Source organism: Candidatus Neomarinimicrobiota bacterium (assembly GCA_018651745.1).
Taxonomy (GTDB): Bacteria; Fidelibacterota; Marinisomatia; order Marinisomatales; family TCS55; genus JAAZYX01.
Genome location: JABIDL010000004.1, coordinates 1 through 14,455, shown reverse-complemented (window position 1 = coordinate 14,455; position 14,455 = coordinate 1). Strand labels below are relative to the sequence as shown.

Below are 14,455 nucleotides of genomic sequence, written 5' to 3'. Positions count from 1 at the left end.
GGTGATGCCTGGCGACAATGTAGAAGTGACGGGTACCTTGATTACCCCAATTGCAATGGATAAGGAACTTCGGTTTGCGATAAGAGAAGGTGGCCATACTGTGGGCGCCGGTGTCGTTACCGAAATATTGGAGTAAAATAATGGCTGGAAACAGCAAACGGGTTATTATTCAAATTGAAAGTTCAGCAGGGACTGGCTACCGATATACGGTTACCAAAAACAAGCGCGAACATCCAGACCGGATTGAGTACAAAAAATACGATCCGGTTGTAAGGAAACACGTCTTGTTTAAGGAGACAAAATAAGCGGTGATAAAAATTGATCGGTGGAATATTAGGTGAGTAGCTCAATTGGTAGAGCATCGGTCTCCAACACCGAGGGTTGCGGGTTCAAGTCCTGCCTCACCTGCTAAGATAAGCGGATAGCAAAGTTTATTAATAGTCATGGTAAAGAAAATAAAACAATTCTTTTCTGACGTGCAGTTTGAGATGAGCAAAGTTTCTTGGCCGACATGGGAAGAGCTAAAGGGATCTACATTTGTAGTGCTCGGGCTTGCTTTGATGTTAGGAATTTTCCTGTTTTTTGTTGACAGGATTTTATCGGGAATAATGAAAGTCATTTTATAAACATGGATTGGTACACATTAAGAGTGATTTCTGGGAAGGAAAAAAAAATAAGAGATTCCCTTCTGCTTGAGATTGATCAGGGAAATCTTAAAGAAAAGGTGGCCGATGTATTGGTTCCTTCAGAAAATATTGTAGAAATGAAAGATGGTAAGAAAAAAATTCGGAATAAAGTGTTTTTCCCCGGGTATATCTTAGTCAAAATGAATATGGAAAAAGAAGTCAGGTATGTAGTTGAGAATATGGATGGAGTCCTCAATTTTGTTGGTTCCAAGGAAAGGCCTCAGCCATTAAGACCTAATGAAGTAACTCGAATTTTGGGTGAAGTTGAAGGCAGAGAAGGTAAGGATATGGTTTCCCAGCCTTACAGTGTTGGCGACTCTGTAAAGGTTGTAGATGGACCTTTTTTGGATTTCAATGGATTTGTTCAAGAAGTCAATAATGAAAAACAAAAAGTTAAGGTTTCAGTTAGTATTTTTGGGCGACCTACGCCTATAGAATTAGATTTCCTTCAAGTAGAATTGGAGAAATAAGTTATGGCAAAAAAAGAAATAGGATTTATTAAACTTCAGATTCCTGCCGGAAAGGCAAATCCTGCGCCGCCCGTGGGCCCCGCTCTTGGGCAGCATGGTGTAAACATCATGGAATTCTGTAAGGCGTTTAATGCGGCAACCCAAGATCAAGCGGGAATGATTATTCCTGTGGTGATTACAGTGTTTGCTGACAGGAGTTTCAGTTATATCACCAAAACGCCGCCAGCAGCTGTATTATTGAAAAAAGCTGCCAAAATTGACAAAGGATCTGGTGAGCCAAATCGTAAAAAAGTTGGAAAGGTTACGGAAAATGATCTCAGAGATATTGCAGAATTAAAAAAGGAAGATTTAAACGCTAATACCGTAGAAAATGCGATGGAAATGATACGCGGCACTGCCAGAAGTATGGGAATTGAGATTGCTCGATGAGTCAAACAAAAAATCAAAAATCATTTGAGGAAAAATTAGATAGAATGAAAGAATATTCTCTAGGTGATGCTATTTCACTACTAAAAGATTTATCATTCGCCAAATTTGATGAAACGATTGAGTTGTCGATTGGTCTTGGTGTGGATCCGCGCCATGCAGATCAAAATATTCGCGTTACTGCGTCTCTCCCAAGCGGCACTGGAAAAGAGGTGAAAGTATTGGTTATCACGCAAGGGCCGAAAGAAAAAGAAGCTGAAGAAGCCGGATCGGATTTTGTCGGAAATAAAGAATACCTTGAAAAAATAAAATCAGGGTGGGCTGAAATAGATACTATCATTGCAACGCCGGATATGATGCCAGAATTGGGAAAGCTTGGAAAAGTTCTCGGACCAAAAGGGCTCATGCCAAACCCTAAAAGCGGAACAGTTACAATGGATGTTGCAAAAGCTGTACAAGAAATTAAATCTGGAAAAATTGAAATCCGGTTAGATAAATTTGGAATTGCCCACGTGATTTGCGGGAAAATGTCTTTTGAAAATGATGCCCTCGCTGACAATATTAAAAAAATATACGAGACCATAATAAAGGCAAGACCTGCTGCAGTGAAGGGAACTTATTTGAAAAAAATAACCTTGTCCTCTAGTATGGGGCCCGGAATCAAACTCGACAAATCAAAAATCAGGTAAAATTATGCCAAGTAATATAAATATTGAAGCAGTTGAAAGATTAACAGAGAAGCTTGGGAAAGCTTCAGCAATTTACTTCACGGATTATTTAGGGTTGGACGTCTTAAGTATTACCGAACTTAGATCTCAATTTTTTGAAGCGTCTGTAGATTATGAAGTTGCAAAAAATACCCTATTAAAATTAGCCGCAAAAAATAGCAATATAGAAGGTGTGGATGAAGTTTTAAGTGGTCCAACGGCTATTGCATTGACGTACGATGACCCAACTGCGCCTGCAAAAGTAATTAAAAATTTTAGTAAGAAGAATGACCTTCCTACAGTAAAAGGAATTCTATTCGAAGGTGAATTTCTTGACGGTTCTGAATTCAAACGGATAGCCTCGCTACCATCGAAGGATGAATTGTTAGCAAAACTCTTGAGCATGCTGGCCCAACCTGTTACGAAATTTACACGGACAATAAGTAGTCCAATGACAAATTTGGTCAATGCTTTAAATCAATTAAAAAACCTAAAATCATAATTCTTAAGGAAAAGGAGTAAACACTCATGGCCGAGATTAAAAGAGAAGACGTATTAACGTATTTGGAATCAGCCAATATGATGGAGCTTTCTGGCCTCATCGAGGAAATCGAAGACAAGTTTGGTGTTACCGCAGCCGCTCCAATGGCTGTTGCAGCAGCAGGCCCAGCTGGTGGCGATTCCGCAGGCGAAGAAGAACAGACTGAGTTCAATGTTATGTTGACTGAAATTGGACAAGCAAAAATAAATGTCATTAAAGCTGTTCGAGCTATCACAGATCTTGGATTGAAAGAAGCAAAAGAACTTGTGGATTCTGCACCAAAAGCTGTAAAAGAAGGCGTAAGTCAGGCAGAAGCGGATGAAATTAAGGCAAAGCTGGAAGAAGCCGGCGCTACGGTAGAGCTTCAGTAATCCTTCGATTTTCAATTCAACCAATCTACATCATTAAACAAAAAAATAAGGAGGCTTAATTGAAAGCCACTGAAAATAACCAAGGGAACCGTGTATCCTTTTCAAAGATTCCGTCTATCGTTGAAATGCCGGACATTTTGGCGATCCAGACTGATTCTTTTCAACAGTTTATTCAAGAACATGTATTTGAAGGCCAGAGAAAAGATATCGGTCTTGAGAAAGTATTGCGAGCGACTTTCCCAATCGAAGACTCCCACAGAAACTATGTGTTTGAGTATAATAATTATTTTTTGGGTTTACCAAAATATACACCGGCGGAGTGTATTGATAGGGGGGTTACCTATTCGGTACCGCTAAAAGTTCGACTTGTTTTACACATTACCGATGAATCTAATAAAAACGAATACGAACAAAGTATCGAACAGGATGTTTATTTTGGGAATTTGCCATATATGACTGAAAAGGGAACATTCATCATCAATGGTGCAGAGCGTGTGATTGTATCTCAGCTTCAGCGATCTCCGGGTGTATTTTTTGATGAATCCATTCACCCGAACGGAACGAAACTTTTCCAAGGAAGAATTATTCCTTTTCGTGGGTCGTGGGTAGACTTTACTACTGATATCAATGATTGCCTTTTTGCAATTATTGACAGGCGTAGAAAATTTCCTGTAACAATGTTATTGCGTGCGCTCGGCTTTTCGACGAATGCTGATATTTTTAAAGTATTTGAATGTATAAAAACTGCCAAACTAAAGGGGAAAAAAGCAGAAGAAGCGATTGGTACGTCATTAGTCGAAGATGTGGTGAATGAAGAAACTGGTGAGATCTATTATGAAGGTGGAACTGAAATCAATTCAGAAGTTTTGGAAGGTCTTCAGGCCGCCAAAATTGACTCGGTCCAAGTTGCAGATGCAAATAAGGATTTTCGTGCGATGCTTTTGACAAATACGATTCGAAAAGATCCAACCCATAATACTGAGGAAGCACTTTCGGCTGTTTATCAACTTTTAAGATCCGGTGAACCGCCAAATCTTGAAACGGCTCAGAAATTTATTGAACGAATTTTCTTCAGTCCCAAAAAATATGATTTAGGCCAAGTCGGTCGTTATAGACTAAATCAACAGTTCAATTTGGATGTGCCGGTTGAGCAAACTACTCTGACTATGGATGACATTATCGGAGTATTGAGTATATTGATAGACCTTAGAAAAGGTGAGCGCGGTACGGATGATATTGATCATTTAGGAAACAGGCGAGTCAAGACGATCGGCGAACAATTAACCAATCAGTTTAATATTGCTCTCAGCCGAATGATTAGAACTATTCATGAGCGAATGAATCTGAGAGAACAAGAAAGTATTACACCTCAAGATCTGATCAATTCCCGCGTAGTAACTACTGTTATTAATGGATTTTTTGGGACAAGTCAATTATCGCAGTTTGGTGATCAGACTAATCCTCTTGCTGAGGTTACGCATAAGCGTCGAATTTCTGCACTTGGACCTGGCGGACTAACTCGTGAACGCGCCGGATTTGAGGTGCGCGATGTTCATTATACACATTATGGCCGATTGTGTCCGATTGAAACACCGGAAGGTCCAAACATTGGTCTTATATCATCATTGGCATTACTTGCCCAAGTGAATGATCATGGATTTATTGAAGCTCCTTATAGAGGAGTTATTCAAAAGAAAGGACGTTCTTACGCAACAAATACAATCTCTTACCTCTCTGCAGATGATGAAGACAGATCAATGATTGTACAATCTAATGAAGAGATGGATGATCGAAAAATGCTGACCAACGAGTTGGTCCGCGCAAGAATGAAGGGCGATTTTCCAATGGTTTCTCCCTTGGATATTGATTTTATGGACGTTGCTCCGAATCAGATTTTAAGTGTTGCTGCTGCATTGATTCCATTCTTAGAACATGATGACGCGAATCGTGCTTTAATGGGTTCCAATATGCAGAGGCAATCAGTTCCGCTTATGAACCCGGAACGACCCATAGTTGGAACAGGTATTGAAGGTAAAATAGCGCGCGATTCCCGATCTGCAATCATGTCTCCGATGAAGGGAAGAATTCATTATGTTGATTCTGAAAAAATCGTGATAAAGACATCTGAGATTTTAGATAGTCTCAGTTTAGTCCAAGGTGAAAATTTGGTGGAAGTTCCATTAAGAAAAATAATTGGTACGAACCAAAATACATGTCAGAACCAACGGCCCATCGTGCAAGCGGGACAAAAAGTGAAAAAAGGTGATGTAATTGCAGATGGTACTTCAACTCAAAATGGAGAATTGGCTTTGGGTCGCAATTTAATGGTTGCATTCATGCCTTGGCGTGGATACAATTTTGAAGATGCGATTGTTATTAGCGAACGTTTGGTTAAGGATGATTCGTTTTCAAGTATCCATATCAGTGAAATTGATTTGGAGGTAAGGGAGACAAAGCGCGGACAAGAAGAATTGACTGCGGAAATTCCAAACGTTAGTGAGGATACCACCAAGGAACTTGATGAAAATGGAATCATCCGTGTTGGCGCCAAAGTAATGGAAGGTGACATCCTCATCGGGAAGGTCACTCCGAAAGGTGAAACGGACCCAACGCCAGAAGAGAAACTACTTCGAGCGATTTTTGGTGAAAAAGCCGGTGAAGTAAAAGATGCTTCAAAACGAGCGGATCCTGGTATTAAGGGCGTTGTGGTGAACACAAAACTCTTTGAAAAAAGTGCACGATCTACCAGATCTGAAGAGCGGCAAATGATTGATAAGCTTCAAAAAGAGGCGCGCGATTTAAAAGCAGCTTTGAAAATTGCTCGCGATGAAAAACTCTTGGAGTTATTGAAAGGTGAAGTTTCCCTTGGAATTCGATCTTTAAAAAAACGAACCATAATTAAAAAAGGGACAAAAATGACTCAGAAAAGAATTCTGAGTTATGACCTTGAACGATTTGCTCTAGATCAGCCATGGGTTGAAAATGAAAAAACCTGGAAAAAAATTAAGTCGGTTTGGAAATCCTATAAAACTGAATGGAAAAAAATAGAAAATAATCTTGAAAAGAGTATCTTTAAAATCAGAATTGGCGATGAACTTCAGCCAGGGATTCTGAGCCTTGCAAAAGTCTATGTTGCTAGCAAGCGCAAAGTACAGGTCGGAGATAAAATGGCGGGACGTCATGGGAATAAAGGTGTTGTGGCAACGATTGTTCCGGAAGAAGATATGCCTTTCATGGAAGATGGAACCCCAATCGATATCGTTTTAAATCCGCTTGGTGTTCCTTCACGTATGAATCTTGGGCAGCTTTATGAAACGATGCTTGGATGGGCAGGTAAAGCTCTTGGGCTTCATTATGATACAGCGGCTTTTGACGGTGCACGACCAGAAGAAGTCGAAAATGAACTTAAGAAGGCAAAGCTTCCTGTATCTGGGAAAACAGCTTTAATTGATGGGCGTACTGGTGAACATTTTGATAACCCCATTACAGTCGGTTGCATTTACATGATGAAATTGAGCCATATGGTGGATGATAAAATGCATGCTCGTTCGACGGGACCTTATTCTCTGATTACGCAACAGCCGTTGGGTGGAAAAGCTCAATTTGGTGGTCAGCGGTTCGGAGAAATGGAATGTTGGGCCCTCGAAGCGTATGGTGCCGCCCATACATTGCAGGAAATTCTCACTGTTAAATCGGATGATGTTGATGGCAGGTCAAAAGTGTACAATGCTATCGTAAAAGGTGAGAGTTTACCTAAATTTGGAACACCGGAATCTTTTAGCGTCCTTATTAAGGAGCTTCAGGGTTTGGGCTTAGACATTGAATTGGAATAAGGGAGGCGTACTTTGACGTTCATACAATCAACAGCAGTAGATACTTCCAAAGATTTTTCATCGATAACAATTGGCTTAGCATCTCCAGAGATGATTCTAGCTCGATCTTATGGTGAAACTCTTAAACCAGAAACCATCAATTATCGGTCATATAAACCTGAGAAAGATGGTTTGTTTTGTGAGAAAATCTTTGGGCCAGTCAAAGATTACGAATGCCATTGTGGTAAATATAAAGGAATCCGGTACAGAGGAATTATTTGTGATCGGTGCGGTGTTGAAGTAACACGAAAAAAAGTCCGCCGCGATCGGATGGGGCATATTACGCTCGCTGTGCCTGTGGTGCATATTTGGTATTTGCGGTCAATACCGAGCAAACTCAGCTATCTTATTGGTCTTAGTACGCGAGAACTCGAGCGGGTTATTTATTATGAAGCATACTTGATTATTACGCCCGGGAAAAGTGGAAGAGAAATGTTGGAAATCATTGATGAATTTGAATACATGGAATTAGAACAATTGTATGGATTTGACTCTGTTTCCGAGGAAGAAAGGGACGAAGAAGACTTTTTTTACGCCACCATGGGCGGCGAAGCTATGAAAGAAATTTTGTCGCGTATCAATTTGGTGCAATTGAAAAATGAACTTCAAGAAATTGCCAAAACATCCAAATCTAAACAGAAAAGAGGGGATGCCCTTAAGCGACTCCGTATAGTCAATATATTTATAGCGGATGCCGGAAAGAAAAAAATTAACAAACCTGAATGGATGATTGTATCAATCCTCCCCGTGATTCCACCGGAATTACGACCTCTTGTTCCTTTAGAGGGTGGAAGATTTGCAGCAAGTGATTTGAACGATTTATATCGCAGAATTATTATTCGGAATAATCGTTTAAAGCAACTTATGGAAATAAAGGCTCCGGATGTCATTCTTCGTAATGAAAAACGAATGCTTCAAGAATCGGTGGATGCATTGTTTGATAACAACAGACGGAAAACAGCCATTCGTTCAGGTACGAGGCGCCCGTTAAAATCTATTTCTGATATGCTTCGAGGGAAGCCGGGGCGTTTTCGTCAGAACCTGTTGGGTAAGCGCGTGGACTATTCTGGAAGGTCTGTCATTGTAGTTGGACCTGAACTAAAGTTGAACGAATGTGGGCTTCCAAAAAATATGGCTTTGGAATTGTTTAAGCCGCATATGATTCATGAATTAATTGCTCGGGGTTATGCTCAAACGCCAAGAGGTGCAAAGCTTATGGTTGAAAATCGTGAGCCGATTGTTTATAAAGTTTTGGAATATGTGGTCCAAGATCACCCTGTACTATTGAACAGAGCACCTACACTTCACAGATTGGGAGTTCAGGCTTTTCAACCGGTCTTAGTAGATGGTAAAGCAATTCATCTTCATCCCCTAGTTTGTGCTGCTTTTAATGCAGATTTTGATGGTGACCAAATGGCGGTTCATGTCCCCTTATCGGTTCAGGCGCAATTGGAATCCCGAATTTTGATGCTATCAAGTCATAATATTCTTCACCCTGCCAATGGGAAACCATTGGCCATTCCATCGCAAGATATGGTGTTGGGATGTTATTATCTAACTCGCCAGCGAACAAATTGCAAGGGCGAAGGCAATAGCTTTGGTTCTTTCAACGAAGTACTTCTGGCGGTTGAAAATAAAACAGTAGATGTACATGCCGTTATAAATGTTAGACATAAAAATAAATGGCACAAAGACACAACGGTTGGACGCGTTATTTTCAATTCAATTTTACCCGATGAAATGGAATTTGTTGATGAATTAATCACCAAGAAAAAACTTGAGGATGTCGTGAATCGGACTTACCTGACATCGGGGAATTTCAAAACGGTTATTTTTCTGGACAATTTAAAAGAATTAGGATTCAGAATTGCCACTAAAAGTGGAAGTTCTATTTCAATATCTGATATTATGATTCCGGAAAAGAAAAATCATATTATTGATTCAGCTCAAAATAATGTTGATGATATTCATGATAAATTTAAACGACACATCCTTACGGATGGTGAACGATACAATAAAGTCATTGATATTTGGACCCACGCAACAAATGAGGTCGCAGCGACGATGATGGATGAACTTCAAGATGATAATCAGGGATTTAACCCTGTCTTTATGATGGCTGATTCTGGTGCGCGTGGTAGTCAGGACCAGATTAAACAGCTTGCAGGTATGCGTGGATTAATGGCAAAACCTCGAAAGACTATGACCGGTAGTAAGGGTGAAATTATTGAATCGCCGATTACATCCAATTTCAAAGAAGGCTTATCTGTAATGGAATATTTTATTTCCACTCATGGCGCTCGAAAAGGGCTTGCGGATACAGCTCTGAAAACAGCTGATGCGGGTTATTTAACGCGTCGGTTAGTTGACGTAGCACAAGATGTTGTTATCTATGAAGTGGACTGTGGTACCATTAATGGATTATTGCTTTCTGATCTTAAAGAAGGTGAAGAAATTATTGAACCATTATCGGATAGAATTCTTGGGCGAACCCTTCTGGACGATTTTATTGTTGACGGCAAGGTTAAAATCAAATCCGGTTCGCTTTTAAGAGAGGAAGCAGCGGAAATTATTTCTGAAACAAATATCGAATCTGTTAGAATTCGCTCGGTGTTAACCTGTGAATCTCTCAGAGGAGTTTGCGCAAATTGTTATGGTTGGAATCCATCCTCACATGAATTGATTGACCAAGGATCAGCGGTTGGTATTCAAGCAGCCCAGAGTATTGGCGAACCTGGTACCCAGCTAACTTTGAGAACCTTTCATATAGGTGGTACAGCAACAAGAATTATTGAAAAGTCTGATATGAGAACAAAACGGGATGGAACCATTAAGTATTCCGAGAATCTTGATGTTGCCGAAACTGTAGATGAGGTTGGCAATGTAGTAGTTAGATGTATGGTGAGACATTCAAAACTTGCAATACTCGATGAAAATAATAGCCCTCGAGTTGAATACAATGTTCCTTATGGTGCTAATATGTTGGTCGCGGATGGGGAAAAGATCAAAGCAGGTACCATTTTATTCCAATGGGATCCTTACACGGATATTATTCTTGCGAGACAGTCTGGATATATTTTTCTGAAAGACTTAATTCCGAACGAAACTTACCAGGTGGAAGCAGTGGAAGGTGGTAAAAAACAGAAGGTAATCATTGAAGCAAAAGATCGTAGACTTAGTCCACACATTGAGATTACAGATAAAAAAGGAAATATCTTAGCGGGGGGTACAATCCTTCCGGTAAATGCAACTTTGATTGTGGAAAATAAAAATAAAGTATCCAGAGGTCAAACTCTTGTAAAAATTCCTAGAGATATAGGAAAAACCCGGGATATTACCGGTGGTCTTCCGCGTGTGACTCAATTATTTGAAGCTCGCACACCTACAAATCCTTCGGTTGTTACTGAGATAGATGGGAAAATCGTTTTTGGCGCAACCAAGCGAGGCATAAGAAAAATTCATGTAGAAGGTGAAGATGGAGAGGTAAAGAAATACAACATTCCTTACGGAAAGCATGTTCTCGTTCATGAAGGAGACATGATTAAAGCTGGTTTACCATTATGTGAAGGATCCACTTCTCCAGTTGATATTCTAAATATTTTAGGTCCGGGAAAAGTACGGGAATACCTTGTGAATGAGATCCAAGAAGTTTACCGGCTTCAAGGTGTAAAGATAGATGATAAGCACATTGAGGTTATTGTTAGGCAAATGATGCAAAAAGTTAGTGTTCAAGATCCCGGGAATACTCACTTTCTCCCCGGGGATCGTATCAATAAAGCTGAGTTTTTCGAAACAAACGATGCTATCCTCAAAAAGGTAATTATTAATTCGCCCGGCTACTCAGATTTTGAAGAAGGAATGCTAGTGGATAAAACTGAAGTCAGAGATGTAAACAAAGATCTTAAAGAGAAAGGTGAGAAACCAATCACTACCCACAAAACTAATCCGGCAACTTTTGATCCACTATTAATGGGGATTACGCAAGCTTCACTGAATACTGAAAGCTTCATTTCAGCTGCATCATTTCAGGAGACTACGCGCGTATTGACCAATGCAGCAGCAGAGGGAAAAACGGACTACCTCAGAGGATTGAAAGAAAACGTAGCAGTGGGAAGATTGATTCCTGCGGGAACTGGATCGCCCGGACTTCAGGATTTATTGGTTGTAAGCGAAAATGCGCAACCGGATGTGGAATCCGACCCATTTTTAGAAGAAAAAGAAATAGTGTAATCATTGAAAAATAAATTGACGATGTGTACAAATATTCTGTATTTTTGTAGGCTTTATAGGAAACGAAAATGCCGACAATAAATCAACTAGTTAAACAAGGACGTAAGCGGGTTAAGAAATCCACAGCTACTCCTGCGCTAAAAAGTAACCCTCAAAAGCGTGGAGTTTGCACAAGGGTTTATACGACAACGCCTAAAAAGCCGAATTCTGCTTTGCGGAAAGTGGCCCGTGTTCGTCTCACAAATGGGATTGAAGTATCGGCGTATATCCCGGGAGAGGGGCACAATCTTCAAGAGCATAGCATTGTTCTTATTGAGGGTGGCCGTGTGAAAGATTTGCCTGGAGTTCGATATCATATCGTACGTGGTACATTTGATACTGCCGGTGTATCCGACAGGAAATCAAGTAGGTCAAGATATGGCGCTAAAAAACCTAAATAAAATATGAGACGACGTAGACCAGAAAAAAGACAAATTTTACCGGACACAGTTTACAATGATTTGAATGTGGCAAAATTCATCAATTTTTTAATGGTCCGTGGAAAAAAAGGAATGGCAGAACAAATTTTTTATTCATCTATGAATGTGATTAAAAATCGGGTTAAATCTGATGGCTTGGAAGTGTTTGTAAAGGCTGTTGAAAACACATCGCCTATGTTAGAGGTAAAATCGCGCCGAATTGGTGGTGCCACGTACCAAGTGCCGATTGAAGTTCCAAGGAACAGACGATTTTTTCTGGCTTCACACTGGTTAATTAATGCGGCCAAAGGGAGAAAAGGTCGGCCCATGGCTGAAAAATTGGCAGCAGAGTTAATTGCGGCTGCAAATGGAGAAGGCGGAGCAATCAAAAAGAAAGACGATACGCATAGAATGGCAGAAGCTAACAAGGCATTTGCCCATTTTAGATAAATTTGATTTATGAAACACATTCAATTAGATAAAGTTAGAAATATTGGTATTATGGCACACATCGATGCCGGGAAAACCACCTTAACTGAACGAATCCTCTATTATACCGGTAGAACTCACAGGATCGGTGAGGTGCACGATGGTGCTGCAACGATGGATTGGATGGATCAGGAAAAAGAACGCGGAATCACGATTACTTCTGCAGCTACCACTGCAATTTGGGATGATCACAGGATTAATATCATTGATACTCCGGGGCATGTTGATTTTACTATGGAAGTGGAACGGTCGCTTAGGGTACTAGATGGATCTGTTGCGGTTTTTTGTGCCGTTGGGGGTGTGGAACCGCAAAGTGAAACAGTTTGGCGTCAAGCGGATAAGTATAATGTACCACGCATTGCTTTCGTCAATAAAATGGACAGAGTTGGCGCAGATTTTTATAATGTACTCGAAATGATTAAGTCACGCCTTGGAACCAACCCGTTGCCAATAACTCTTCCCATCGGATCCGGGGATATGTTTACCGGAATTATTGACCTGTTAACTATGAAAGCAATTTTATACAATGAATCCACGTTGGGTGAACGATACGAAGAATCGGATATCCCTCACGATATGATCCAAGAGGCAGAAAAGTGGCGACATCATTTAATTGAAGAGACTGCTACGTACGATGAACATTTACTCGAAAAATATATCGCTGAAGAACCAATATCGTCTGACGAAATAAAATCAGCTCTGCGAAAAGGGTGTATTGATAATACATTTGTTCCTGCTTTTGTTGGATCTGCCTTTAAAAATAAAGGGGTTCAACGCTTATTGGACGCTATTAATGATTTTCTTCCTTCGCCGATAGATGTTGGCGATACCCAAGGTTATGATGTTAATGATTCAGAAATTTCCAAAGTCAGGAAAACGACTAAAGATGATCCTTTCAGCGCGTTAGCATTTAAGATTATGACTGACTCCTTTGTCGGGCAATTGACCTTTATGCGGGTGTATTCCGGTATGATAAAAGCTGGGTCATATATTTATAATCCAAATACGGGAAAACGCGAGCGAATCAGTCGAATTTTATTGATGCATGCGAATAAAAGAGAAGAACTGGATCAAGTTTCTGCTGGTGAAATTGTAGCAGCTGTAGGATTAAAGCAAACAAAGACCGGTCATACTTTATGTGATGAAAAAAATCCTATAATGCTTGAAACAATGGATTTTCCAGAACCGGTTGTAGAAGTATCTGTTGAACCGGCTAGTAAGGCAGATCAAGATAATTTAAGTAAAGCGCTAATGAAGTTAAGTGAAGAAGATCCTACGTTTCGCGTTTCAACTAACCCAGACACTGGCCAAACTATTATAGCCGGAATGGGTGAACTTCATTTGGAAATTCTGGTAGATCGATTATTAAGGGAATTTAAAGTACAGGCGCATGTTGGTAAACCGCAGGTCGCGTACACTGAAGCAATTACCAAATCAGTTGAAAAAATTGAGGGAAAATTTGTTCGCCAGTCTGGTGGACGAGGTCAATATGGTCATGTGGTGATCAATGTTGAGCCAAATGAACTTGGTAAGGGATATCACTTTGAAAGCAAAATTGTGGGTGGTGTAATTCCAAAAGAATATATCAAACCCGTTAGCCAGGGGATAGAAGAGGCAATAAAAAATGGTATTCTTGCTGGGTATCCCATTGAGGATGTCCGAGTTGATCTAATTGATGGTTCTTATCACGATGTTGACTCTTCGGAAATTGCTTTCAAGGTTGCAGGTTCAATGGCTATCCAAGAAGCTTGTCGCAAGGCAGGTCCGGTAATTATGGAGCCCCTAATGCAAGTAGAAGTCACAGTGCCGGAGGAATATTTAGGGGATGTAATGGGAGACATTAATTCTCGTCGAGGCAATATAGATAGTATGGAACAGAGAAGCCAAGCTCATATCTTAAAAGCAAATGTTCCATTGAGCAAAATGTTTGGCTATGCCACAGATTTGAGGTCCATCACACAAGGACGAGCAGTATTTCATATGGAATTTTCGAAATACAAACAGGTGCCTTCGTCGGTGGAGAGTGAAATTATTGAACAAGTACATGGAAAAGCATCTTAGGGTAAGGAGAACACACAATGTCAAAGCAGAAATTTGAGAGAACAAAGCCACATGTAAATATAGGAACGATAGGTCATGTAGATCACGGTAAGACAACCTTAACGGCCGCGATCACGATGACCCAAAGCGCCCGTGGTATGGCTG

General features: G+C 40.3%; 14 protein-coding genes and 1 tRNA gene. All 15 read left to right on the top strand.

Annotated elements, in window-relative coordinates; translation table 11 throughout:
• A partial coding sequence (tuf, locus tag HOD97_00520) for an elongation factor Tu (GenBank protein ID MBT4280094.1) occupies positions 1 to 136 on the top strand: 136 nt, incomplete at its 5' end.
• Positions 137 to 140: 4 nt separating this feature from the next.
• Positions 141 to 305: a 50S ribosomal protein L33 gene (rpmG, locus tag HOD97_00515; GenBank protein ID MBT4280093.1), complete on the top strand. Its 165-nt coding sequence runs from the start codon at positions 141 to 143 to the stop codon at positions 303 to 305.
• A gap of 30 nt (positions 306 to 335) precedes the next feature.
• Positions 336 to 408: transfer RNA gene (locus tag HOD97_00510), tRNA-Trp, on the top strand.
• Positions 409 to 443: 35 nt separating this feature from the next.
• The gene (gene secE / locus HOD97_00505) at positions 444 to 626 is read left to right on the top strand and encodes a preprotein translocase subunit SecE (protein ID MBT4280092.1); all 183 of its coding nucleotides are present in this window, start codon (positions 444 to 446) and stop codon (positions 624 to 626) included.
• A gap of 2 nt (positions 627 to 628) precedes the next feature.
• Positions 629 to 1,156 carry a transcription termination/antitermination factor NusG gene (gene nusG, locus HOD97_00500; GenBank protein MBT4280091.1) on the top strand — a complete coding sequence of 176 codons (528 nt, stop codon included), beginning with the start codon at positions 629 to 631 and terminating at the stop codon, positions 1,154 to 1,156.
• A 3-nt stretch (positions 1,157 to 1,159) separates the two neighbouring features.
• Positions 1,160 to 1,585 (top strand): 50S ribosomal protein L11, encoded by a 426-nt coding sequence (gene rplK, locus HOD97_00495; protein ID MBT4280090.1) that lies wholly within the window; start codon positions 1,160 to 1,162, stop codon positions 1,583 to 1,585.
• Positions 1,582 to 2,271, top strand: a complete 690-nt coding sequence (rplA, locus tag HOD97_00490; protein MBT4280089.1) for a 50S ribosomal protein L1 — start codon at positions 1,582 to 1,584, stop codon at positions 2,269 to 2,271. Before rplK ends, rplA begins: the two co-directional genes overlap by 4 nt.
• 4 nt (positions 2,272 to 2,275) lie before the next feature.
• Positions 2,276 to 2,791 carry a 50S ribosomal protein L10 gene (locus HOD97_00485; protein MBT4280088.1) on the top strand — a complete coding sequence of 172 codons (516 nt, stop codon included), beginning with the start codon at positions 2,276 to 2,278 and terminating at the stop codon, positions 2,789 to 2,791.
• Positions 2,792 to 2,817: 26 nt separating this feature from the next.
• A complete protein-coding gene (gene rplL, locus HOD97_00480; GenBank protein ID MBT4280087.1) occupies positions 2,818 to 3,201 on the top strand; it encodes a 50S ribosomal protein L7/L12 in 384 nt (127 codons plus the stop codon).
• Positions 3,202 to 3,260: 59 nt separating this feature from the next.
• A complete protein-coding gene (gene rpoB, locus HOD97_00475) occupies positions 3,261 to 7,034 on the top strand; it encodes a DNA-directed RNA polymerase subunit beta (protein MBT4280086.1) in 3,774 nt (1,257 codons plus the stop codon).
• A 90-nt stretch (positions 7,035 to 7,124) separates the two neighbouring features.
• Positions 7,125 to 11,303 (top strand): DNA-directed RNA polymerase subunit beta', encoded by a 4,179-nt coding sequence (rpoC, locus tag HOD97_00470; protein MBT4280085.1) that lies wholly within the window; start codon positions 7,125 to 7,127, stop codon positions 11,301 to 11,303.
• A 68-nt stretch (positions 11,304 to 11,371) separates the two neighbouring features.
• Positions 11,372 to 11,743, top strand: coding sequence for a 30S ribosomal protein S12 (locus HOD97_00465; protein MBT4280084.1), 372 nt, complete (start codon positions 11,372 to 11,374; stop codon positions 11,741 to 11,743).
• Between the two features lie 3 nt (positions 11,744 to 11,746).
• Positions 11,747 to 12,211, top strand: coding sequence for a 30S ribosomal protein S7 (gene rpsG / locus HOD97_00460; protein MBT4280083.1), 465 nt, complete (start codon positions 11,747 to 11,749; stop codon positions 12,209 to 12,211).
• A 9-nt stretch (positions 12,212 to 12,220) separates the two neighbouring features.
• Positions 12,221 to 14,311, top strand: coding sequence for an elongation factor G (gene fusA, locus HOD97_00455; protein MBT4280082.1), 2,091 nt, complete (start codon positions 12,221 to 12,223; stop codon positions 14,309 to 14,311).
• Positions 14,312 to 14,328: 17 nt separating this feature from the next.
• On the top strand, positions 14,329 to 14,455 hold a 127-nt coding region (tuf, locus tag HOD97_00450; GenBank protein ID MBT4280081.1), incomplete at its 3' end, for an elongation factor Tu.